This is a genomic window from Streptomyces sp. NRRL WC-3626 (assembly GCF_000718785.1).
Taxonomy (GTDB): Bacteria; Actinomycetota; Actinomycetes; order Streptomycetales; family Streptomycetaceae; genus Streptomyces; species Streptomyces edwardsiae.
The window spans coordinates 1-22,470 of the sequence record NZ_JOCA01000011.1; the positions used below are offsets into that span (position 1 = coordinate 1).

16 protein-coding genes are annotated in these 22,470 nt (G+C 71.6%); 7 read left to right on the forward strand and 9 right to left on the reverse strand.

Annotated features, from left to right (window positions below):
- Positions 1 to 439 precede the first annotated feature (439 nt).
- On the forward strand, positions 440 to 889 hold the full coding sequence (locus IF28_RS0118585; RefSeq protein ID WP_030221374.1) for a PTS sugar transporter subunit IIA: 450 nt from the start codon (positions 440 to 442) through the stop codon (positions 887 to 889).
- 76 nt (positions 890 to 965) lie between these two features.
- Positions 966 to 2,636, forward strand: a complete 1,671-nt coding sequence (gene ptsP, locus IF28_RS0118590; RefSeq protein WP_030221377.1) for a phosphoenolpyruvate--protein phosphotransferase — start codon at positions 966 to 968, stop codon at positions 2,634 to 2,636.
- Positions 2,637 to 2,724: 88 nt separating this feature from the next.
- Here ptsP and IF28_RS0118595 read toward each other — a convergent pair whose 3' ends face one another.
- Both IF28_RS0118595 and IF28_RS0118600 read right to left on the reverse strand, forming a co-directional pair.
- Entirely contained in the window at positions 2,725 to 3,612 is an 888-nt protein-coding gene (locus IF28_RS0118595) for a hypothetical protein (protein WP_030221381.1), read from the reverse strand.
- 104 nt (positions 3,613 to 3,716) lie between these two features.
- Positions 3,717 to 5,684, reverse strand: a complete 1,968-nt coding sequence (locus tag IF28_RS0118600) for an acetoacetate--CoA ligase (RefSeq protein ID WP_030221385.1) — start codon at positions 5,682 to 5,684, stop codon at positions 3,717 to 3,719.
- Positions 5,685 to 5,896: 212 nt separating this feature from the next.
- Between IF28_RS0118600 and IF28_RS0118605 the strand changes: the two genes are divergently transcribed.
- Positions 5,897 to 8,260, forward strand: coding sequence for a glycoside hydrolase family 31 protein (locus IF28_RS0118605; protein ID WP_030221388.1), 2,364 nt, complete (start codon positions 5,897 to 5,899; stop codon positions 8,258 to 8,260).
- A gap of 3 nt (positions 8,261 to 8,263) precedes the next feature.
- Here IF28_RS0118605 and IF28_RS0118610 read toward each other — a convergent pair whose 3' ends face one another.
- A complete protein-coding gene (locus IF28_RS0118610; RefSeq protein ID WP_030221391.1) occupies positions 8,264 to 8,800 on the reverse strand; it encodes an NUDIX domain-containing protein in 537 nt (178 codons plus the stop codon).
- Between the two features lie 45 nt (positions 8,801 to 8,845).
- Complete coding sequence (locus IF28_RS0118615) at positions 8,846 to 9,655, reverse strand: M15 family metallopeptidase (RefSeq protein WP_030221394.1); 810 nt, start codon at positions 9,653 to 9,655, stop codon at positions 8,846 to 8,848.
- Between the two features lie 384 nt (positions 9,656 to 10,039).
- On the opposite strand from IF28_RS0118615, the gene IF28_RS0118620 reads away from it, so the two are divergent.
- Together IF28_RS0118620 and glpK are read left to right on the forward strand one after the other, a co-directional pair.
- Positions 10,040 to 10,765: an MIP/aquaporin family protein gene (locus IF28_RS0118620; protein ID WP_030221397.1), complete on the forward strand. Its 726-nt coding sequence runs from the start codon at positions 10,040 to 10,042 to the stop codon at positions 10,763 to 10,765.
- 126 nt (positions 10,766 to 10,891) lie between these two features.
- Positions 10,892 to 12,403: a glycerol kinase GlpK gene (gene glpK, locus IF28_RS0118625; protein ID WP_030221399.1), complete on the forward strand. Its 1,512-nt coding sequence runs from the start codon at positions 10,892 to 10,894 to the stop codon at positions 12,401 to 12,403.
- A gap of 82 nt (positions 12,404 to 12,485) precedes the next feature.
- Here glpK and IF28_RS0118630 read toward each other — a convergent pair whose 3' ends face one another.
- The 5 genes from IF28_RS0118630 to IF28_RS0118650 are packed head-to-tail and all read right to left on the reverse strand — an operon-like array spanning position 12,486 to position 20,594.
- Positions 12,486 to 13,091 (reverse strand): GTP-binding protein, encoded by a 606-nt coding sequence (locus IF28_RS0118630; protein ID WP_030221403.1) that lies wholly within the window; start codon positions 13,089 to 13,091, stop codon positions 12,486 to 12,488.
- Complete coding sequence (locus IF28_RS0118635) at positions 13,072 to 16,746, reverse strand: hydantoinase B/oxoprolinase family protein (RefSeq protein ID WP_030221406.1); 3,675 nt, start codon at positions 16,744 to 16,746, stop codon at positions 13,072 to 13,074. Before IF28_RS0118635 ends, IF28_RS0118630 begins: the two co-directional genes overlap by 20 nt.
- A gap of 24 nt (positions 16,747 to 16,770) precedes the next feature.
- Positions 16,771 to 17,166, reverse strand: coding sequence for a DUF742 domain-containing protein (locus tag IF28_RS0118640; RefSeq protein WP_030221409.1), 396 nt, complete (start codon positions 17,164 to 17,166; stop codon positions 16,771 to 16,773).
- A 9-nt stretch (positions 17,167 to 17,175) separates the two neighbouring features.
- Entirely contained in the window at positions 17,176 to 17,610 is a 435-nt protein-coding gene (locus IF28_RS0118645; RefSeq protein WP_030221412.1) for a roadblock/LC7 domain-containing protein, read from the reverse strand.
- Positions 17,607 to 20,594 (reverse strand): nitrate- and nitrite sensing domain-containing protein, encoded by a 2,988-nt coding sequence (locus IF28_RS0118650; protein ID WP_030221415.1) that lies wholly within the window; start codon positions 20,592 to 20,594, stop codon positions 17,607 to 17,609. The genes IF28_RS0118645 and IF28_RS0118650 overlap by 4 nt, the downstream gene beginning before the upstream one ends.
- Positions 20,595 to 21,010: 416 nt before the next feature.
- Between IF28_RS0118650 and IF28_RS0118655 the strand changes: the two genes are divergently transcribed.
- Positions 21,011 to 21,550, forward strand: coding sequence for a hypothetical protein (locus tag IF28_RS0118655; protein WP_030221418.1), 540 nt, complete (start codon positions 21,011 to 21,013; stop codon positions 21,548 to 21,550).
- Between the two features lie 105 nt (positions 21,551 to 21,655).
- Positions 21,656 to 22,453 carry an IclR family transcriptional regulator gene (locus IF28_RS0118660; protein WP_199809013.1) on the forward strand — a complete coding sequence of 266 codons (798 nt, stop codon included), beginning with the start codon at positions 21,656 to 21,658 and terminating at the stop codon, positions 22,451 to 22,453.
- The last annotated feature ends 17 nt before the right edge of the window (positions 22,454 to 22,470 follow it).

Below are 22,470 nucleotides of genomic sequence, written 5' to 3' on the forward strand. Positions count from 1 at the left end.
ATATCTGGCGTTGACTTTTGGCACGCTGTTGAGTTCTCAAGGAACGGACGCTTCCTTTGTACTCACCCTCTCGGGCTTTCCTCCGGGCGCTTCCCTTCGATGTTTCCAACTCTACCAGTGTTTTTCCGGCCCCTTGACCACCGTCCTGCGGACATGCAGAAGGCGACCCAAAGATAGGATCTGTCAGAATTGGATTGCTGATCCGGAACGGGGCGTCTGTTCGCGCCGCTCGTCCCCGAGCAGGAGTACAACTCTACACGGGGTCGCGGACCCCGTGCAAACCCATTAGGGTGTGTGGTCTAGACCTCTCGTCTAGACCACACATCCGGACCTGTCCTCCGGAACCGGTACGTCGTATGACATACGCTGCTGAACAGCGCGCCGCAGGCAGGCAGTGACGGCGGCGCACGTACAGATCTCCACGCCTGGGAGGCTTCCCATGACCACCGTGATGTCCCCGCTTGCAGGACGGGCCATCGGACTGGCGTCCGTGCCCGATCCGGTCTTCTCCGGGGCCATGGTCGGCCCGGGTACGGCGATCGACCCCGTGCGGGAGCCCTCCGAGGCCGTCTCCCCCGTCGACGGTGTGATCGTCTCTCTGCACCCGCACGCGTTCGTCGTCGTCGACGAGAGCGGACACGGTGTGCTCACCCATCTCGGTATCGACACCGTCCAGCTGAACGGTGAGGGCTTCGAGCTGCTCGTGAACAAGGGTGACACCGTGACGCGTGGCCAGAGCATCGTGCGCTGGAACCCCGCCGCGGTCGAGGCCGCCGGTAAGTCCCCGGTGTGCCCGGTCGTGGCGCTGGAGGCCACGGCGGACGCCCTCTCCGACCTCCGTGACGACGGCGACGTGAAAGCCGGCGACACCCTCTTCCTCTGGAAGTGAACCGGCGCCGTCCATGACGGCCACCAGGACAACCAACGCGGCGGCGAAGTCCGTCGCACTATCGGAGACGGGTGAGATGGAGACAACGCTGCGAGGCGTCGGCGTCAGCCACGGTGTGGCGATCGGCGAGGTACGGCACATGGGTACGGCGGTGCTCGAGCCGCCGGCCAAGCAGATCCCGGCCGAGGACGCGGAGCGTGAGCAGGGACGTGCCCGCAAGGCCGTCGAGGCGGTCGCGGCCGATCTGACGGCGCGCGGCAATCTCGCCGGCGGCGAGGCCCAGGCGGTGCTCGAGGCGCAGGCCATGATGGCTCAGGACCCTGAGCTGATGGCCGACGTCGACCGGCGCATCGCCGTCGGCAGCACGGCCGAGCGTGCGGTGTACGACGCGTTCGCCGCGTACCGCGAGCTGCTGGCGAACGCCGGTGAGTATCTGGCGGGCCGGGTGGCCGACCTCGACGACGTGCGGAACCGTATCGTCGCGCGGCTGCTCGGAGTGCCGATGCCCGGCGTGCCGGACAGTGACGAGCCGTATGTCCTCGTGGCCCGTGATCTCGCACCGGCGGACACGGCGCTGCTCGACCCGACGCTGGTGCTCGGTTTCGTGACCGAGGAGGGCGGACCCACCAGTCACAGCGCCATCCTTGCCCGCGCCCTGGGTGTCCCGGCCGTGGTCGCCCTGCCCGGAGCGGGTGAACTCGCCGAGGGCACGCTGATAGCGGTCGACGGCAGCACCGGGGAGATCTTCGTGAACCCGAGCGACGAGAAGAAGGCACTGCTCGAGGCGGCGGCCGCCGAGCGCAAGGCGGTGCTGGCTGCGTCCACCGGGCCCGGTGCGACCGCCGACGGTCACAAGGTGCCGCTGCTCGCCAACATCGGTGGCCCGGCGGATGTGCCGGCCGCCGTCGAGGCGGGTGCGGAGGGCGTGGGTCTCTTCCGTACCGAGTTCCTGTTCCTGGACGACGACAAGAACGCTCCTTCCGAGGAGAAGCAGGTGGTGGCCTACCGCCAGGTCCTCGAGGCGTTCCCCGAGGGCCGCGTGGTCGTGCGCGTGCTGGACGCAGGTGCCGACAAGCCGCTGCAGTTCCTCACTCCGGCGGACGAGCCGAATCCGGCGCTGGGTGTGCGTGGTCTGCGCTCGCTGCTGGACCATCCCGCGGTGCTGCGTACCCAGCTGACGGCGCTGGCGAAGGCGGCGGAGGGGCTGCCGGTCCATCTCGAGGTCATGGCCCCGATGGTGGCGGACCGTGCCGATGCCAAGGCCTTCGCGGACGCCTGCCGGGAGGCGGGGCTGCGGGCGAAGTTCGGCGCGATGGTCGAGATCCCGTCGGCCGCGCTGCGGGCACGTTCGGTGCTTCAGGAGGTGGAGTTCCTGTCGCTCGGCACGAACGACCTGGCGCAGTACACGTTCGCCGCGGACCGTCAGGTGGGTGCGGTGTCCCGGCTGCAGGATCCGTGGCAGCCGGCGCTGCTCGACCTGGTGGCGCTGTCCGCCGAGGCGGCGCGGGCCGAGGGCAAGAGCTGTGGTGTCTGCGGTGAGGCCGCTTCCGATCCGCTGCTCGCGTGTGTGCTGACCGGTCTGGGTGTCACCTCTCTCTCCATGGGTGCGGCGTCCATTCCGTATGTGCGGGCGTCGCTGGCGAAGTTCACGCTGGCGCAGTGCGAGCGGGCCGCGGCGGCGGCCCGGGCGGCGGACAGTGCCGCCGATGCCCGTGACGCCGCTCAGGCGGTGCTGTCCGGCGAGTAGCCGGCACCCGTCGGGGCAGCGGGCGTGACCGGTGTCCTTCGGAGGGCGCTCCACCTGACGGGTGGGGCGCCCTCCGGGCGTTTCCGGCTCAGTGGCTGTGGTCCGGGCCCGGTTCCTCCCCCAGGTCGGGCGGCTCGCAGTAGTCGACGTTGGACTCCGGGGAGATGAGGTCTCCGGACTCGACGTCCGTGCAGTAGGCGTCGAAGACCTCGCCGGCGGTGAGGGGAACCAGGCCGTAGGCGCGCAGGCGCCAGCCCTGGACCCGGTCGGGCGTGCCGGGTTCGCTGGTCCGCATGACCAGCCCGCCGGGGCTTGCGGTGGCGAGGCCGACGGCCAGGACGGTGGTGAATTCGAGGGCTTCGGACTCGTCGAGGTCCATGCGGCCGGCGACGTCGTCGGCGTGCAGGACGGCGAAGAGGTTTTCGGGTGGTCCGGAGACGCTGCACACGAGGTGCCGCTCACCGGGCGGGGCCGTGTCGAGGATACGGACCAGGAGGTGCGAGGCGCGGGCGAAGGCGGCGCGGCCCAGGTCCTCGCCGCACGAGACGCAGGTGCCGAGGCGGGCGAGGAGGGTGGTCGCGTACTCCCAGGTGGCGCGGCGGACCGCCTCGTCCACGAGGGTGGGCAGAAGGTCGGTCAGGGGCCGGCCGTCGTAGGGGACCGTGGCGCCGCCTGCCGCGAGGTCGGCCGTGAACAGGGTGCGGCTGGTGTGGCTGTCGGGGTCCAGCCCCGTGCTCGCGCAGTAGTCGGCGTAGTCCTCGGGGTCGAAGAGCGCCACCGTGGTGTGGCCGCCCTGCAGGGCGCGTGCCCTGAGGACGGCTTCCATGTGTTTGAGGTAGGTGGTGTGGTCGTCGAAGACGAAGCTGCGGTAGCGCCGCATGGCGCGGAAGTCGTGTTCGTCGGCCAGCAGGCCGATGGTGCCCGCGACTTCGCGGCGCAGGACGCGTCGCAGGGTCCGGTGGTCGGTGGTTGCCATGTCTCCCCCTCGGCACAGTCGATCAATGCTCACTCACAGTAATTGGCGGCACTGACAACGGCGGGCGGGCCGAAGGGGGAGGGCTGGTTCGCTGCGGGTGCGGGTCAGGGGCGCTTGCGGGCGAGTTCCTCGTAGAAGGCGAGCAGGGCGAGGTTGTCGATGGAGCCCGGGTTGACCGCCTTCTCCAGCGGGGTGCCCTGGAGGAGTCGCTTGACCGGTACCTCGATGCGTTTGCCGGTGAGGGTGTGGGGGACGCCGGGGACCTCGATGATCTCGTCGGGTACGTGACGTGGTGACAACTGTTCGCGGATGGTCCGCTTGATGCGGCCGCGCAGGTCCTCGTCGAGGGTGGCTCCCGGCGCCAGGTGCACGAACAGCGGCATCCAGTAGCCGCCGTCGGGCTCTTCGACGCCGATGACGAGGGATTCGCTGATCTCGGGGAGGCGTTCCACGGCTTCGTAGATGTCGGCCGATCCCATGCGGACGCCCTGGCGGTTCAGTGTGGAGTCCGAGCGGCCGTGGATGACGACCGAGCCGCGGGACGTGATGGTGATCCAGTCGCCGTGCCGCCAGACGCCGGGGTAGGTGTCGAAGTAGCTGTCGTGGTAGCGGATGCCGTCGGGGTCGTTCCAGAAGTGGACCGGCATGGAGGGCATCGGGTTGGTGACCACGAGTTCGCCGACCTCGTCGGTCAGCGGCTTGCCGCTGGGGTCCCAGGACTGCAGGTCCGTGCCGAGGCCGGGGGCCTGGAGCTCGCCGATGTGGACGGGGAGGGTGGGTACGGCTCCGGCGAAGCAGGAGCAGACGTCCGTTCCGCCGCTGACGGAGGCGATCCACAGGTCGTCGCGTACCTCGTCGTGGAGCCAGCGGAAGCCGTCGGGGGGCAGCGGGGAGCCGGTGGTCGCGACGCACTTCACGGCGGAGAGGTCGAAGTCGCGCGCGGGGTGAACTCCGGCTTTGCGGCAGGCCATGACGTAGGCGGCGGAGGTGCCGTAGAGGGTGGCGCCGGTGCGTTCGGCGATGCGCCACTGGGCGCCGGTGTCCGGGTGACCGGGGCTGCCGTCGTACAGGACGATCGTCGTTCCGGTCAGGAGGCCGGAGACGAGGAAGTTCCACATCATCCAGCCGGTGGAGGTGTACCAGAAGAAACGGTCCTCGGGGCCGAGGTCGCAGTGGAGTCCCAGTTGCTTGAGGTGTTCGACGAGGATGCCGCCCTGGGACTGGACGATCGCCTTGGGAAGTCCAGTGGTGCCGGAGGAGTAGAGCACCCACAGCGGGTGGTCGAAGGGCACCTGCTCGAAGACGGGTTCGGTGTCCGCGGCGGTGAGGCCGGACCAGTCCAGTGCCCCGTCGGGGGCCTCGGTTCCGAGCAGGGGGATGTGCACGACGGCGCGCAGGGTGGGCAGTTCGCGGCGGAGTTCGGCGACGACGTCGCGGCGGTCGTGTTCCTTGCCGCCGTAGCGGTAGCCGTCGACGGTGAACAGGACGACGGGTTCGACCTGCTGGAAGCGGTCGAGGACGCTGCGGGCGCCGAAGTCGGGGGCGCAGGAGGTCCACACACCGCCGACGGCCGCGGTGGCGAGGAGGGCGACGACGGCCTGCGGGATGTTCGGGAGGTAGCCGCTGACGCGGTCCCCGGGGCGTACGCCGAGGGAGCGCAGCTCCGCGGCCAGGGAGCCGACCTGGCGGCGCAGCTCCGCCCAGGTGACGGGGCGGGGGTCATGGGTCTCGTCGACGTACAGCAGGGCCGCTTCGTCCGCGCGGGAGGCGGTCGCGCGCAGTGCGTGCTCGGCGTAGTTCAGGGTGGCTCCGGGGAACCACTGGGCTCCGGGCATGGAGCGCTCGCCCAGCACGCGCGTGCAGGGGGTGGCGAAGCGGACGTCGAACCACTCGGTGACCGCTTTCCAGAAGGTGTCCAGTTCGTCCACGGACCAGCGGTGGAGCGCCGTGTAGCCGCCCTCGGCGGGGGCGCCGTGGTGTTCGGCGGCCCATGCCTGGAATGCGGTGATCCGTGCCTGGGCGATCTGGTCCCGGCTCGGCTGCCAGAGCGGCTGGGGGTTCACGGTCGACATGGGCGGCTCCCGGACTGTGCGCGTCGTGTGCGTGCTCCGCGCACGGGCTGGGGTGTGCGCGTGACGCGGCTGACAGGGACGATGCCACGTGATCGACTTCCGCACCAGGGCGACCCCCACATAGTCCGTGCCGTGAAGATGTGGTCCGATCACGGGTGAACGGCAGTTGAACGAGACGCATGACGGGCGCGGTCAATGGCAGGGTGATCAGCATGGACGGTCGTGACCTGGTGCGTTCGGTGATATCGGTGGGGGCGGCTCAGGGGTTGCGCACCGTACGAGCAGCGTGGCGCAGGCGGCGGGCCGACGCCAGTGGGCTGCCGCCCCGGGGGCCGGAAAGGGCCCGGGTGCCCGGGACGGTGCGGGAGGTGGAGCCGGGGCTCGGTGGCGGGCTGCTCCGGTTCGACCGGTCGGAGCTGCGGATCTTCGTCGCGGTGAACGGGGCGGTCTTCTGGGGCTGGGACGGGGCCGCGCCCGAGCCGTCGTACGCGCTGCCGGGCCGCTGTCCCGAGCCGGATCCGCGGGCCGCGCTGGAGCCGGACAAGGACGGTGGCTGGCGTGTGGTCGCCGAGCGGGTGACGGTCGTGGTCTCGCGGCGCGGCGCGGTGCAGGTGCTCACTCCCGGGGGTGTGATGCTGCGGCGGGATCTGCCGCCGCGCTGGTGGGAGCCGGTGGGGGGTGGCACCTCGCGGTGGATTCAGCGGTCCGAGGTGCCGGCCGACGCGCGCTTCTTCGGGCTCGGGGGGCGTGCGTCGGGTCCCCGGCTGCGGGACGGTACGTACAGGCTCTGGAACTCCGCGCCCGGCCGTGCCGCCGGCTCCGGCGACGCGCCGCTGTCCGTGACGATGCCGGTGCAGACGGTGGTGGCCGACGCGGGCACCCATCTGGCGTTCCACGACAGTTCGTGGGACGGCACCGTGACGCTGTGGGAGGGCGAGGAGGGTGCCGGTTCCGGGCACGACCGGGCCGGGGTGAGTGAGCTGCGGATGGACGGTGGTCCGCTGCGCTGCTGGGTGATGGTGGGTACTCCCGCGCGGGTGCTGCTCGCCTGGGCCTCGCTCACCGGTGCGCCCGCGCTGCCTCCCGCGTGGGCGCTCGGTCACCATCACGTGTGTGCGTCCTCCGGCGGCGAGGAGGAGGTGCGCCGGATCGTCGCGGGGTACCGGGAGCATGGGCTGCCGCTCGACGCCGTGCACCTCGGCGCCGGCCACCTCTCCTCCCGGCAGGTGTTCACCGTCGACGACGAGCGGTTCCCCAAGCTGCCGGTTCTCGCGGACGAGCTGCGGCGCGAGGGGATCAGGCTGGTGTCGGTCGTGGGTCCGGCGGTCGGCTCGGCGCCCGGCGTCACCGTCCACGACGAGGGTGTGGAGCGGGACGCGTTCGTGCGGGACGCCTCCGGGCAGGTCGTGGAGGGTGTCGGGTGGACGGGGGACGTGGTCTTCCCGGACTTCACGGACGCGCGTGTGCGCGCGTGGTGGGGCGGTTTGTACGCGGAGCGGCTGGCGCAGGGGTTCGCGGGCTTCTGGCACAGCGTGAACGAGCCGACGTCCTTCACCGCGTTCGGTGACCCGACGCTGCCGCGGTCGGCCCGGCACGCGCTGGAGGGCCGCGGCGGTGACCATCGCGAGGCGCACAACGTGTACGGGCAGTGCATGGGCCGGGCCGCGTACGAGGGGCTGCGGGAGCAGCTTCCCGAGGAGCGGCCGTTCGTGTTCTCGCGTTCCGGGTGGGCCGGGATGCAGCGGCACGGCGGGGCGTGGTCGGGCGAGGTGGTGACGGGGTGGGCCGGGTTGCGGGCGTCGTTGTCGCTGGTGCTGGGCCTGGGGCTGTGCGGTGTTCCCTACGCGGGCACGGACGTCGGCGGCCCGGGCGGGAAGGCGTCGCCCGAGTTGTATCTGCGTGGGCTCCAGTTGGGGGCGTATCTGCCGCTCTTCCGCACCCGTGCCCGTGCCGGGGCGCGTGCGGGGCGGGGGGAGCCGTGGGAGTTCGGCGCGGACGTGCTGCGGCACGCACGTGGGACGCTCGTCGAACGCCGGCGTCTGCTGCCGTACTTCATGACACTGGCGCAGCTGGCGCGGCGTAGCGGAGCGCCCTATGTGCGGCCCCTGTGGTGGTCTGCGCCCGAGGAGCGAGCGTTGCGGGACTGCGAGGACGCCTTCCTGCTCGGGGACTGTCTGCTGGTGGCGCCGGTGCTGGCTCCGGGGGTGAAGGGGCGGTCCGTCCGGCTGCCGCGCGGGCGGTGGTACGACACGGCGACGGGGCGCGCGTACGACGGGCCGGCCCACGTGTGGGCCGACGCGCCGCCGGGACGGATACCGGTGTTCGCGCGCGGCGGCTCCGTGCTGCCGGTGCTGGGTGAGGACGGCGGTGTGGAGCTGGAGGTGTGGGCGCCGGCGCCGGGGCGGACCGGGGGCGGGGTGGTGGTGCCGGATGCCGGGGACGGCTGGGAGGAGCCGGAGACCGAGCGGTACACGGTGCTGTGGTCGGGCCCGCGGATCGTCGTCGAGCGGGAGGACGAGGACGGCGGCTCGGAGCCCCGCCAGCCGGTGCGGGTCCGCGGGCTGATGGAGGGCTGAGGGTCAGATGTAGCGGCCCTCGAACCATGCGCGTGCGGCCAGGGTGTGCAGGGGGAAGGCGAGTTCCTCGGGGCGGCGCAGCAGCCGGCGGTCGTCGGTCTCGTCGGTGGCGGCGAAGGGCGGCAGGTCGTCGGCGGGGCGTTCGGGGAGGAGGCCGAACAGCAGCAGGTGTCCGTCGGGCGAGCTCATGGCGTCGGCGAGCCGTACGTCATGGGCCGCCGCGCCGATGCCGGTCTCCTCCTCGAGTTCGCGGACGACGGCCTGGCGCCAGTCCTCCCGGTCGTCGACATAGCCGCCGGGCAGGGCCGTACGGCCGCGCGCGGGCGCGATGGTGCGGGCGATGACGACGAGGCCGGTGCCCTGGGTGTCGTACACGGGCTGAAGGGCCACGGCGACCGGCAGCGGGTTGCGGTAGGCGACGGCCCCGCAGGCCGGGCAGGTGCGGGGCCAGCCGGAGACGCCCGCGCCGAAGGACGTGCCGCAGCTCGAACAGTGGGAGCCCGGTGCGGAGTTGGGAGCCGGGGCGGGGGATTCGGACACGCGCGGACTGTATCCGATCGCGGTGGGGGCGTCTCCTGGGGCCGGTCAGTTGTGGCCGGTGAGTGACCTTCGGGACACCGGGAAGTCGAAGTAGGTGTCCGGGTGGGTCTCCGGCTTGAAGGTGTAGTGCCACCACTCCTCGGCGAGGTTCACGAAGCCGAGGTCCTCCAGGGTGCTCTTGAGGAGCAGCCGGTTGGCGCGCTGTTCGCCCTGGACGCGGGGGTCGAGGGTGTGGCTGAGGGTGTCGAAGCAGTCGTAGCCGGTGCCCATGTCGACGGAGGTGTCGGGGAACCGTTCGTCCTGGGGGGCGAAGCAGGGGGTGAGGGGCTCTCCGGGGTGGTAGGGCCGGGTCGGCCCGGCGGGGAGTCTCACGAGGGTGAGGTCGACGGTGGAGCCGCGGCTGTGGCCGGACTTCTCCGCGATGTAGCCGTCGGCGAACAGCCGGGTCTTGTCGACGTGCGGGTAGAACTCGGCCTTCATGTCCTGGTCGTCGAGGTCCTCGGCCCAGCGGACGAAGTGGTCCACCGCGCGTTGCGGCCGGTAACAGTCGTACACCTTCAGGGAGTAGCCCTGGCGCAGGAGCTTCCGCTGCGCCGCGCGGAGGGCCTCAGCGGCGGGGCGGGTGAGGATGCAGAGCGGATGCCGGTAGCCGTCGACGGGCTCGCCGACGAAGTTGTGCGGGGTGAAGTAGCGGATCTCCTCGATGATCGTCGGGTCCACCCTGTCGAGTGCCACGAAGTCCCGGGGTGCCTTGGGTTCGGGCTTCGCCTGGGCGGTGGCGGAGGCGGCGGTCGTGGCGAGCAGGGCGGCGACGGTGGTGATCAGACCGCGTACCGCGAGGGAGAGTCGTGTCATGTCTCCTGCGTCTATCAGGAGTCGGCCGCTCCGGGGAAGAACCCGTTCTCCGGCCGCCGGGCACGCGTGCCGCAGCGGAGGTGAGGTTGGTGGCCGGATGGCCGATAACCGTTGCGGTCGGCGACCTTGACGCCCCCTGAGCGCCGGTGAACACTTCCCGGTGTCAGTCGACATCGCCGTACATCTCGGCGTATTCCGGCATGCCACCGCTGGGTTCTCCTGCGACCAGGCTCCCCCACGGGCGATTCGGCTGCGACGGCACGCTCGTCACGGACGCCGGGCGGGGCGCGGATCCTGCCTGCCCCGGCTGAAGTCGCCATGGGAAACGCACCCTGCACGCGAGGTCCGGGGCGAATCGCCCCGGGCCGGGGCCTAGGAGCCGCCATGAGCAACGGAGACATATTCGTCGGGGAGATCATCGGCACCGCGATCCTGATCCTGTTCGGCGCCGGCGTGGTCGCGGCTGTCGTACTCAACTACTCGAAGGCGAAGGACGCCGGCTGGGTCGTCATCGCGCTGGGCTGGGGCTTCGGCGTGATGGCGGGGGCGTACACCGCCGCCCCGCTGTCCGGTGGACATCTCAACCCGGCGGTCACCCTGGGGATCGCCGTCGACACCGGGGAATGGGACCACGTCCCCGTCTACATCGCCGGGCAGCTGGTCGGCGCGATGCTGGGCGCCGTGCTGTGCTGGCTGGTCTACTACGCGCAGTTCCAGGCCAACGCCGAGGAGGACATAGCCCAGCCGACGCTCGGGATCTTCTCCACGTCCCCGGCGATCCGCAACCCCGTCGCGAACCTCGTCACGGAGATCATCGCGACCATGGGGCTGGTGCTGCCGATCCTGGCGTTCGGCCTCACCAAGGGGCTCGGCGAGTCGGGTACGGCGATCCTGATCGTCTCGTTCCTGGTGGTCGGCATCGGCCTGTCGCTCGGCGGCCCCACGGGGTACGCCATCAATCCGGCCCGTGACCTGGGGCCGCGTGTCGTGCACGCACTGCTGCCGATTCCCAACAAGGGCACTTCGGACTGGGGCTACGCGTGGGTGCCGATCGTCGGACCGCTCATCGGCGGGGCGCTGTCCGGGCTCGTCTTCAACGTGGCCTTCTGAACGCACCTCCGCGCGGAAGCGCTCCGGGTCCAGGGCCTCCGCGCGGAGGGCGCCCGCACCCACTCGAGATCACCGCACGCGGCACCACCGCACGTGAGACCTCCGCAGAACGACGAAGGGGACGTCATGACGGACAAGTTCGTCGCCGCGATCGACCAGGGCACCACCTCCAGCCGCTGCATCGTGTTCGACCGGAACGGCGCGATCGTCGCCGTCGACCAGCGTGAGCACCGCCAGATCTTCCCGAAGCCCGGCTGGGTGGAGCACGACGCCACCGAGATCTGGTCCAAGGTGCAGGCCGTGGTCGCCGGGGCCATGGCCAAGGCCGGGCTGCGTGCGGACCGGCTCAGCGCGCTCGGCATCACCAACCAGCGGGAGACGACGGTCCTGTGGGACCGGGCCACGGGCAAGCCCGTGCACAATGCCATCGTCTGGCAGGACACGCGGACGGCCGCGCTCTGCGGCCAGTTGGGCGGATCGGACGGGCAGGACCGTTTCCGCGAGCGGACCGGGCTGCCGCTCGCCAGCTACTTCTCCGGCCCGAAGGCGGCCTGGCTGCTGGACAACGTGCCCGGTCTCAGGGCCCGCGCGGAGAACGGCGAGATCGCCTTCGGCACCATCGACTCCTGGCTGATCTGGAACCTCACGGGCGGCACCGACGGCGGACGGCACGTCACCGATGTGACCAACGCCGGGCGGACCATGCTGATGAACCTGGAGACGCTGCAGTGGGACGCGTCCATCCTCGCCGCGATGAACCTGCCCGAGGCGATACTGCCGGAGATCAGGTCCTCCGCCGAGGTCTACGGCACCGCCGTGGGACACCTCGCCGGCGTGCCCGTCGCCTCCGCGCTGGGTGACCAGCAGGCGGCCGTCTTCGGGCAGGCCTGCTACGACGTGGGCACGGCGAAGAACACCTACGGCACGGGCAGCTTCCTGCTGCTCAACACCGGCGACCGGCCCGTGCCGTCGAAGAACGGACTGCTCACCACCATGGGCTACAAGATCGGCGACGAGGCGCCGGTCTACTGTCTGGAGGGGTCGATCGCCATTACGGGCGCACTGGTCCAGTGGTTCCGCGACCAGCTCGGCATCATCCGTACGGCCGACGAGATCGAGCCGCTGGCGGCGAGCGTCGACGACAACGGCGGCGCCTACATCGTGCCCGCCTTCTCCGGTCTCTTCGCGCCGTACTGGCGCTCCGACGCGCGCGGTGTGGTCACAGGGCTCACCCGGTACGTGACGAAGGCGCATCTCGCGCGTGCGGTCCTGGAGGCGACGAGCTGGCAGACGCGCGAGGTCGTGGACGCCATGTACCAGGACTCCGGGGTGCGGATCACCACCCTGAAGGTCGACGGCGGCATGACGAAGAACAACCTGCTGATGCAGCACCAGGCGGACGTCCTCGGCGTGCCGGTGATCCGGCCCAGGGTCTCGGAGACGACCTGCCTGGGCGCCGCCTACGCGGCGGGGCTCGCCACCGGCGTGTGGGACGGCCTCGACGAGCTGAAGTCCCACTGGCGGAAGGACGCCGAGTGGAGCCCGGTCATGGCGGCTCCCGTGCGTGACCGTGAGTACCGCAACTGGCGCAAGGCGGTGGAGAAGAGCTTCGGCTGGATGGAGGAGGGGGACGGCTGACCACTCACGCGTGGGGCGTCGTTCCCCGCGCCGCGGCCCGTGCTCCGGTCGGCGGAGCACGGGCCGCGGGCCCGGCGCCGCCTCAGGTGCCGACCGTCTGGCGGCGCTGCGCGGCCTGGGTCATGGCGTGCTGGACGACGCCGATGAGGGTCTCCTTGACCGACTCGCGGTCCCGCGCGTCGGTCATCAGCAGCGGCACGTGGTCGTCGAGGTCGAGGGCCCGGCGGACGTCCTCGGCCGGGTATCGGGCGGCTCCCTCGAAGCAGTTGACGCCGACGAGGAACGGGATGGCGCGCCGCTCGAAGTAGTCGATGGCCGCAAAGCAGTCCTCCAGCCGGCGGGTGTCGGCGAGGACGACGGCTCCGAGGGCGCCCTCGGACAGCTCGTCCCACATGAACCAGAACCGCTCCTGGCCGGGTGTGCCGAAGAGGTACAGCACCAGGTCCTCGCGGAGCGTGATGCGGCCGAAGTCCATGGCCACGGTGGTGGTGTTCTTCGCTTCCACACCGGAGGTGTCGTCGACCGGGCGTCCGGCCTCGGTGAGAAGTTCCTCGGTGCGCAGCGGCCGGATCTCGCTGACCGCGCCGACGAGCGTGGTCTTGCCCACGCCGAAGCCACCGGCCACCAGGATCTTGAGCGTGACGGGCTCGACCGGGGGTTTGCCGCGCTCAGAACGCCCGAAGATCATCGATCTCTTCTCCTGCTTGATGGGGGTCGGGCGGCGGGCCGTATCCCCCGCCGCCGGGGGTTTCGATGACGAGGACGTCGTCGGGGCCGACGTTCGCCGAGTCGCTTCCGGCGAGCCGGGTGACCGTGCCGTCCGCGCGTTCGATCCGGTGGGCGCCGAGGGCGCCCGGTGTGCCGCCGGCCATGCCGTACGGGGGCACCCTGCGGTGCTGGGACAGCGTGGAGACGGTCATGGGCTCCAGGAAGCGGATGCGGCGCACGGCGCCGTCGCCGCCGCGCCACCGTCCGGCGCCGCCGCTGCCGCGTCGTACCGCGAACTCCTCCAGGCGGACGGGCAGTCGCCACTCCAGGATCTCGGGGTCGGTGAGCCGGGAGTTGGTCATGTGGGTCTGTACGACGGACGCGCCGGGGAAGCCGTCCCCGGCGCCGGAACCGGAGGCGACGGTCTCGTAGTACTGGTGGCGGGCGTTGCCGAAGGTGACGTTGTTCATGGTGCCGGAGCCCTCCGCCTGGACGCCGAGGGCCGCGTAGAGGGCGCCGGTGATGGCCTGGGAGGTTTCCACATTGCCCGCGACGACGGCGGCCGGCGGCTCGGGCGCCAGCATGGAGCCGGGTGGCACGATGATGTCCAGCGGACGCAGACAGCCGTCGTTGAGCGGGATGTCGTCGCCGACCAGGGTGCGGAAGACGTACAGGACGGCCGCGTTGACCACCGCGAAGGGGGCGTTGAAGTTGCTGGGCAGCTGCGCCGAGGTGCCGGTGAAGTCGATGGTGGCGCGGCGGTCGGCGCGGTCCACACGCACGCGGACGCGGATGACGGCGCCGGAGTCGGTCTCATAGGCGTACTCGCCCTCGTCGAGGGCGTCGACGACGCGGCGGACCGCCTCTTCGGCGTTGTCCTGGACGTGCTTCATATAGGCCTGAACGACGTCGAGGCCGAAGTTCTCGATCATGCGGCGGACCTCGTCGACACCCTTGTGGTTGGCGGCGATCTGGGCGCGCAGGTCGGCGAGGTTGGTCTGCGGGTTGCGTGAGGGGTGGGGCGCTTCGGCGAGGAGGCGGAGGGTCTCGTCCTCGCGGAAACGGCCGTTCTCGGTGAGCAGCCAGTTGTCGAAGAGGACGCCCTCCTCGTCGATGGTGCGGCTGCCGGCGGGCATGGAGCCCGGGGCGATGCCGCCGATCTCGGCGTGGTGGCCGCGGCAGGCGACGTAGAAGAGGACCGTCCGGTCACTCTCCGTGCCGTCGGCGGGTTCGGCCGCGAAGACCGGGGTGATGACGGTGACGTCGGGCAGGTGGGTGCCGCCGTGGTACGGGTCGTTGACGGCGTAGGTGTCGCCGGGGCGCATGGCGGGGCCGCGCCGCCGGATGACCTCTTTGACGCTGGTGCCCATGGATCCCAGGTGGACGGGGATGTGGGGGGCGTTGGCCACCAGGTTTCCGTCGGGGTCGAAGAGCGCGCAGGAGAAGTCCAGACGCTCCTTGATGTTGACGGACTGGGCGGTGGACTCGAGGCGGGCGCCCATCTGTTCGGCGATGGACATGAAGAGGTTGTTGAACACCTCGAGCAGCACCGGGTCGGCTTCCGTGACCGCCCGGGAACTCTGCGTGACGGCGACGCGTTCCATGACCAGTTGCCCGTCGTCGGTCGTCGCGGCCCGCCAGCCGTCGTCGACGACGGTCGTCGCACCGGACTCGGTGATGATCGCCGGGCCGGTGACGGTCTCGCCGGGGGGAAGGTCCTCGCGGCGGTGGAGTGGTACGTCGCGCCAGGTGCCGCCGGTGTGGAGCCGGACGGTCCGGGGGGCGGCGGTGCGGTGCGGCGGGGTGCCCTCGTAGGGAGCGAGGGCGGAGAGATCGGGGGGTTCGGTGAGGCCGGTGGCTTCGACGGAGAGGGCTTCGACGACGATCGGGCGGTCGAGCGTGAAGGAGTACGTGGCGCGATGACGTTCTTCGAAGGTGCGCCGCATCGTGGCGGGGTCGGTCAGCCCGACGGTGAGGGTGGTGTCGGTTCCGTCGTAGCGGAGCTGGGCACGGTGGGTGACCTCGATCCGGTCCTCGGGGACGTCCTCGGCGAGGAGTTCCGCGCGGGCGGCCGCCTCCAGGCCGGCGGCGGTCGTGTGGACGCCGGGCATGGAGGCGGGTTCCAGGAGGGCTTCGGCGGACTGTTCCCGCATGGCCGTGGTGTCGGCCAGGCCGATGCCGAGCGCGGACAGGACTCCCGCCATGGGCGGGACGAGGACGGTGCGGATGCCGAGGGAGTCGGCGACCATGCACGCGTGCTGTCCGCCCGCGCCGCCGAAGGTGGTGAGGGCGTACCGGGTGACGTCGTGGCCCTTCTGTACGGAGATCCGCTTCACGGCGCCCGCGATGCCGGCGACGGCGATCCGCAGGTAGCCCTCGGCGACCTGTTCGGGGGTGCGGTCGTCGCCGGTCCGGTCGCGGATCTCACGGGCGAGGGCGGTGAAGCGTTCGCGGACGAGCCCGTCGTCGAGCGGCTGGTCCCCGTCGGGTCCGAACACGGCGGGGAAGTGGGCGGGCTGGATCCGGCCGAGCATGACGTTGGCGTCGGTGACGGCGAGCGGGCCGCCGCGCCGGTAGCAGGCGGGGCCGGGTGCGGCGCTGGCGGAGTCCGGTCCCACGCGGTAGCGGGAGCCGTCGAAGTGGAGGACCGAGCCGCCCCCGGCGGCGACGGTGTGGATGTCCAGCATGGGGGCGCGCAGCCGGACTCCGGCGATCCGTGTGGTGAAGACGCGTTCGTACTCGCCCGCGAAGTGCGAGACGTCGGTGGAGGTGCCGCCCATGTCGAAGCCGATCACCCGGTCGTGGCCGGCCAGCTGCGACATCCGGGCCATGCCGACGATGCCGCCGGCCGGGCCGGACAGGATGGCGTCCTTACCGCGGAACCTTCCCGCCTCGGTGAGGCCGCCGTTGGACTGCATGAACAGCAGGCGTACGCCGTCGAGTTCGTCGGCGACATGACGGACGTAGCGGCGCAGCACGGGCGAGAGGTAGGCGTCGACGACGGCGGTGTCGCCGCGCGGGACGAGCTTCATCAGGGGGCTGACCTCGCTGGACAGCGAGATCTGCGGGAAACCCACGCGGGCGGCGAGGTCTCCGACGGCCTGTTCGTGGGCGGGGTGGAGATGGCTGTGCATGCAGACGACGGCGACGGCCCGGATGCCGTCGTCGTACGCCTCGCGCAGCGGTCCGGCGAGGGCGTCCAGGTCGGGGGCGCGCAGGACGGTTCCGTCGGCGGCGACGCGTTCGTCCACCTCGACGACGCGTTCGTGCAGCAGTTCGGGCAGGTCGATGCGGCGGGCGAAGATGTGGGGGCGGTTCTGGTAGGCGATGCGGAGCGCGTCGCGAAAGCCGCGGGTGACGACCAGGAGGGTCCGTTCGCCCTTGCGCTCGAGGAGGGCGTTGGTGGCGACGGTGGTCCCCATGCGTACGACGTCCACGGGGTCGTCGGATCCTGCGAGCAAAGCGCGGACGCCCACGACGGCCGCGTCGGTGCCGGGTGTCCCCCGGCTCCCGGGGTGTTCCGGGTCCGGGTTGTCGGACAGCACCTTGTGCGTGAGCAGCCGGCCGTCGGGGCGCCTCGCGACGATGTCGGTGAAGGTGCCGCCTCGGTCGACCCAGAACTGCCAGCCTGTCACGTCAGTATCCCGCTTCCGCGCCGGTCACAGCGCCCGGAGGCCGTTGATCACGTCGCGCAGAATACTCTCGTCCGGCAGCTCCGCCGGGGGTACCGGCCGGTTCACATGGACGAATTCGAAGTCCACGAGGTCGCCGACGAGGACCCGGACCACGCCGATGGGCAGATCGAGTTCGGCGGAGAGCTCGGCGACCGTCTGCGGGGTGTCGCGGCACAGTCCGACGATGTCCACGTGCTCCGGGGAGAGCGTGGGGTCGGTCTCCGGATCGTCCGCGTGCGGTTCCGTGACGACGACCGCGATCAGGTCGAGGCGGTGCTGGGCCGCACTGGTGGTGCGGCCCCGCGTCATGGCGTACGGACGGACGACCGGTCCGGCCTCGTCGTCGAACCAGTGGCTTCTACCCTGACCGTCGGCACTCATGTCATCCCACTACCCGCCGGAGGACAGATCGGTGCGTGGATCGGCGCCCAGATGCGCACCGACCCGCTTCACGAGGAGGGTCATCTCGTAGGCGACCTGTCCGACGTCCGAGTCGGCGTCCGCGAGGACGGCGAGGCAGCTGCCGTCACCGGCGGCGGTGACGAAGAGGAACGCCTCATCGAGTTCGACGACGGTCTGACGGACGTCGCCGGCCTCGAAGTGGCGGCCCACGCCCTTGGCGAGGCTGTGAAAGCCGGAGGCGACGGCGGCCAGATGCTCGCTGTCCTCGCGGGTGAGATCCTTCGACGCGCCGGTGGGCAGACCGTCGCCGGAGAGCACGATCGCCTTGCGGATGCTGGCGACGCGGTCCACCAGGTCGTCGAGGAGCCAGTTCAGCTCGCCCTTGTCCGGTGTGCTGTGGCCGGTGGCCCTCGGTGCGGTCATCGACCGTCCCCCTTGTTCGTTCGTCGTGGTGCTGTGCCGTTGTCGGCTTCGTCGCCGGCGGCGTTCTCCTCACGGCCGCGCTGCCAGCCGCGCTGGAGCGAGGCCATGCGGCTGCGGACTTCGTCGGCATCCCGTTCAACGGGCCGGGCGCCGTCCTCGTTCCGCCGTTCGGCACTCTGCTTGAGCTGCGGGGCGAGGCTGGCCTGCCGTACGCGTCTGGGGAGCGAGCCGAGTGGTGCGGCGTCGGTGCCGGTGCGGCCCGCGGCCGGTGAGGAGTCGTCGGTGCCGCTCGCCCCGGCTGCGGGGCGGCCGGCGTCCTGGGGAGGGCCGGCGGGGGTCTCCGGCCGGTCCTCTCGTACGGGGCCGGAAGGTGCCGGAGGGGTGCTCCGGTCTCCGGGGCCGGTCGCGGGCCGGGAGGAGTCGGGCCTGCTCCGGCGGCGGGCGGGCAGGGGAGGCAGGGCGTCCGTGCCCGGCTGTTCCCGCTCGTTGCCGGAGGAGGGGCGGTCGGTGCGGCGGCGGGCGGGGAGCGGGGACGGCGTCTCCGAGCCGGGACCGCCGGGACTCCGGCGGTTCGCGGAGTCCTCACCGCGCCGGGCGGGCAGCGGCGGTACGCCTTCGAGCTCGGGCCGGGCCGGCGAGGTGTTCGTGTCCTCCCCGTCCGTCCGCTCCGCGCGGGGGCGCGTCTCGCGGACCGGCCGCCCGTGGGAGGTGACGAGCTTGGGCGCCCTCCTGCGGGCCAGCGGGACCGGGGCGTTCCGGTCGCCGCCGTCCCGGTCCGTGTCCTCACGCGCGTCGGGGGTCTGCTGATGGTGCTCGCGGCCGGACCGTTCGTCCTTGGGGCCGGTGAGGGAGCGGCGGTGCCGGAAGAGGCCGCCGTGCTCGCTGTCCTCGTCTCCGAGCGCGCCGGGGAGGCGGTCGAGCGCGTCCAGGTCGACGGGGGCTTCCAGTTCGACCGGTCCGTCCAGTACCGAGGCGGGGAGCCGGGGCAGTTGTACGGGCACCTGGGAGAGCGCGACGCGTCGGCTCTCCTCCGGTTCGCGGTCCGCGGTGCGCCGGGGGCGGTCGAGGCGGAAGCCGACTCCGTTGGTGTCCGGGACGTCGTCCGTGAGCAGCGCGTCGGGGATGAAGACCACCGCGGTGGTGCCGCCGTACGGGGAGGGCTGCAGGGAGACGCGCACGTTCTGGCGCTGGGCGAGACGGCTGACCACGAACAGTCCGAGCCGGTCGGTGTCGGAGAGCTCGAACTCGGGGGTTTCGGCGAGTCTGAGGTTGGCGTCCAGGAGTGCGTCGGCCGCCATGCCGAGCCCCCGGTCGTGGATCTCCAGGGTGAAGCCGTTGGCCACGCGCTCACCGAGGACCTGGACGGCAGTGTGCGGCGGGGAGAACACCGTGGCGTTCTCCAGCAGTTCGGCGACGAGGTGGGTGAGGTCGGCGACGGCCGGTCCGGTGACGGCGACTCTCGGCAGCCGGCGGACCTCGATGCGCTCGTAGTCCTCGACCTCGGCGACGGAGGCGCGTACGACGTCCATGAGCTGGACGGGCTTGCGCCACTGCCGGGAGGGCGCGGCCCCGGAGAGGATCACCAGGCCCTCGGCGTGCCGGCGCATACGGGTGGTCAGGTGGTCCAGCCGGAACAGGTCGGCGAGTTCCTCGGTGTCCTCGGTCCGGCGTTCCATGGTGTCCAGCAGGGTGAGCTGTTTGTGCAGCAGGACCTGGCTGCGGCGGGCGAGGTTGACGAACACCTCGGAGACGCCGGCGCGCAGTTCGGCCTGTTTGACGGCGGCCTCCACGGCGGCGCGCTGGAGGGTGTTGAGGGCCTGGCCGACCTCGCCCATCTCGTTCTTGTCGTACTCCAGGCGCGGGGCCTCGGTCTCCACGTCGACGTGTTCGCCCGCCGAGAGGCGGCGCATCACGCTGGGCAGCCGTACACCGGACGCCTCGTGGGCCTCCAGGCGCAGCTGGCGGAGGTCGCGGATGAGCCCGCGGCCCACGCGTACGGAGAGGACGAGGGAGACCAGGAGGGCGATCAGTCCGAGGGCGCCGGCGATGACGGCCTGGGTGATGACGCCCATGGCGACGGGACGGACGCGGTCCTGATAGCGGTCGGCGGCCTGGTCGTTGAGGGTGCCGAGTTCGGAGAGCACCTTGCCGGCGGCGATGTCCCAGCTCTTGGCCGTGATCCCGCGGGGCTCCCCGGTGCCGGAGGAGACGGCGGCCTCCTCGCCGACGCGCAGCGGGGCGGACGCGCCGTTCTTCCAGAAGGTCTCGTAGCGGTCGCGTTCGGCGGCGGGCAGCTGTGGCAGACCGGCGTCGTACATCAGGGTGCGCTGGGCCATGAGGTCGGAGATGTCGCGGACTTCGGCACGGGACAGTTCGCCGACGATCAGGGCGGAGCCGAGCAGGGCGTCCTCGCGGGAGAGCAGTTCGCGGGCGCGGGCGAGATTGACCAGGGCGCGGTATTGCTTGTCAAGTTCGACGTCGTCGACCACATGCAGATTGGCCAGCAGGACGTAACACGGGTCGATCAGCCGGTTGTAGAGGTCGAGGGCCTGGGAGCGGTCGACGGTGCCGTCCTCGACACTGCGGCGCAGGGACTCGATGCCTTCGAAGGAGTCCAGTACGGCGCTCAGCTCGCCGGTGTCCCCGTGCATGGCCTCGCGCACATCGGTGTTGTCCGCGCTTCGGCGGACGTCGGCGACGGCGTCGTCGGTGGCGGTGCGGCTGCGCCGCAGTGCGGCGAGTCCCTCGGAGTCGCGGGGGTCCGCGAGATGGACGAGGGTCTGCCGGCGCTCCTGCTGGAGGAGGCGGACGGTGTCCTCGACGGGGTAGCCGACCTCCTCCATCACCGACGACACGTCGAACAGATGGCTGGCCTCGCGTCCCGTGAGCACTGTGGTGAAGGCCCAGATCGTCGTCAGGGACAACAGCGGCACGAGGAGCAGCGCCACGATCTTCCGGCGGATGGACTTCCCGCGAAAGCGCATGGCCTCCCCCAGCTCGGCCCCCGACCGGCCGGGGGTACACATGTGCGTCAACAAACGGCGCGAGCCTACTACCGCCCCGGGGTGAACTCGAAGAGCCGCCCGGAAGCTGTAGTTCCGCCGCAGGGGCGGGAGATGGGGAGTTGTCCGGCCATTGCGGGAGATTGCCCACCGGATTCCGGGGTGCTTCCCCCGGGACGATCTCCGGGGCCGGCGGGGACGGTTGGCCGATTTCTTTCCCGTCCGGGAATCTTCACGACGTGCCGTTCGTCCTTCTCTGTGGGAAATGGGGGCGGAATCGGCCACAGGAGCCGTGTACCGCATCCGGGCGGCGTAGACGGGCGTATGCGGGGCAACCACAGGAGAACCGGGCTTCGAGCCCGGGTGGCGGCCTGCTGGCGGTGGGGAGTGACATGTCGATGGGCACGGCGGAGCGGCGCGAGGCGCCCGCGGAGAGCGCGACGGCGCAGGTGACCGCGCGGCCGCACGCCGAGGGGCGCGGGAGCCGCGGTGGCGGCGCGGCGCAGGAGACCGCGCGGGGCGCCGGCGGCTCGGGCGGACGGGCCTCCTACCGGCCGCTGTGGGTCGAGGAGCCGGCCCGGCGGCGCCGGATGCCGGACCCGGTGCGGACGGCGGCCGTAAGGGCGGTGCTCCTCATCGCGGTGACACTGATTCAGGCCATGGTGGCCTTTCTGTGCACCCTCGCGGAGTCGTGGCTGGCGTTCCCCATGGTCATCAGCAGTGTGGTCAGTACGGTCCTGGCGACATGGGGAGTCCTGGACGTCTGGGTGACCCGTCAGGTCTGGAATCAGCGCAACGGTGTGGTGTCCGCGCCCAGCAGCACCGCGAGGACCCTGCGGCGCGAGCGGCGCCGGGCCCGCCGCCGACAGCGGGCGACCGACCGGGCACAGGCGCGCATACGCCGGCGCGGCGGAGCCGGGCAGCTGTCGCACCCCTAGGCGGCCCGCTCACCGGGCTTCGGGCCCTCGGTACGCTGAGGTTGCGTACGGCGCGACAGTGGGCGCCCCGCGCAACGGATACCGACGGACGGTGAGAGCCCAGCCATGGCCGGTGAGCGGAGACAGCCCGGGGGGAACGGGACGAGCACGACGAGCGCCGTGCGGTCGGTGGACCGTGCCGTGAGCGTGCTGGAGATCCTGGCCCGGCGCGGCGAAGCGGGTGTCACGGAGATCGCGGGCGAGCTGGGTGTGCACAAGTCCACGGCGTTCCGGCTGCTCGGTGTCCTGGAGAACCGTGGTCTCGTGGCCCAGACGAAGGACCGCGGGAAGTATCACCTGGGTGCCGGTGTGCTGCGCCTCGCGGGGGCGGCCGCCGTACGGCTCGACATCTCGCAGGAAGGCGTCCCGGTCTGCCGGGAGCTCGCCGACGAGCTGGGTGAGACGGTGAACATCGCGGTGCTGGACGACGACGCCGCCGTCAACATCATGCAGGCCCGGGGCACGGCGGCGGTCACCGCGCAGAACTGGCTCGGCAGACGCACCCCGTTGCACGCCACGGCCGGCGGCAAGGTGTTCCTGGCCCATCTGCCGCCCGCCGTCCGGGAGAGCCATCTCGCCCGCCCGCTGCGCCGGTTCACCGAGCGGACCATCACCGGGGCTCCGGAGCTGCGCGGTGAGCTGGCGGCGGTGATCGAGCGGGGGTACGGCGCCACGCTAGAGGAGCTGGAGCTGGGCCTCGCGGCCGTCGCCGCGCCGGTCCGCGCGCACGACGGCTCGGTGATGGCGGCGATCAGCGTCTCGGGACCGGTGTACCGGCTGCGCGCGGACCGGCTGCCCGAGCTGGGCGCCCGGACGGCGACGGCGGCGGCCGAGCTGTCCCGGCGCATGGGCTACGGCTTCTGAGCCTGTGCCAGGTGACG

What these genes read in the sequence shown, in the direction of transcription:
- IF28_RS0118585 (WP_030221374.1), top strand. Translation starts at nt 440, where the DNA reads ATGACCACCGTGATGTCCCCGCTTGCAGGACGGGCCATCGGACTGGCG.
- ptsP (WP_030221377.1), top strand. Translation starts at nt 966, where the DNA reads ATGGAGACAACGCTGCGAGGCGTCGGCGTCAGCCACGGTGTGGCGATC.
- IF28_RS0118595 (WP_030221381.1), bottom strand. Translation starts at nt 3,612, where the DNA reads ATGGCAACCACCGACCACCGGACCCTGCGACGCGTCCTGCGCCGCGAA.
- IF28_RS0118600 (WP_030221385.1), bottom strand. Translation starts at nt 5,684, where the DNA reads ATGTCGACCGTGAACCCCCAGCCGCTCTGGCAGCCGAGCCGGGACCAG.
- IF28_RS0118605 (WP_030221388.1), top strand. Translation starts at nt 5,897, where the DNA reads ATGGACGGTCGTGACCTGGTGCGTTCGGTGATATCGGTGGGGGCGGCT.
- IF28_RS0118615 (WP_030221394.1), bottom strand. Translation starts at nt 9,655, where the DNA reads ATGACACGACTCTCCCTCGCGGTACGCGGTCTGATCACCACCGTCGCC.
- IF28_RS0118620 (WP_030221397.1), top strand. Translation starts at nt 10,040, where the DNA reads ATGAGCAACGGAGACATATTCGTCGGGGAGATCATCGGCACCGCGATC.
- glpK (WP_030221399.1), top strand. Translation starts at nt 10,892, where the DNA reads ATGACGGACAAGTTCGTCGCCGCGATCGACCAGGGCACCACCTCCAGC.
- IF28_RS0118630 (WP_030221403.1), bottom strand. Translation starts at nt 13,091, where the DNA reads ATGATCTTCGGGCGTTCTGAGCGCGGCAAACCCCCGGTCGAGCCCGTC.
- IF28_RS0118640 (WP_030221409.1), bottom strand. Translation starts at nt 17,166, where the DNA reads ATGAGTGCCGACGGTCAGGGTAGAAGCCACTGGTTCGACGACGAGGCC.
- IF28_RS0118645 (WP_030221412.1), bottom strand. Translation starts at nt 17,610, where the DNA reads ATGACCGCACCGAGGGCCACCGGCCACAGCACACCGGACAAGGGCGAG.
- IF28_RS0118650 (WP_030221415.1), bottom strand. Translation starts at nt 20,594, where the DNA reads ATGCGCTTTCGCGGGAAGTCCATCCGCCGGAAGATCGTGGCGCTGCTC.
- IF28_RS0118655 (WP_030221418.1), top strand. Translation starts at nt 21,011, where the DNA reads ATGGGCACGGCGGAGCGGCGCGAGGCGCCCGCGGAGAGCGCGACGGCG.
- IF28_RS0118660 (WP_199809013.1), top strand. Translation starts at nt 21,656, where the DNA reads ATGGCCGGTGAGCGGAGACAGCCCGGGGGGAACGGGACGAGCACGACG.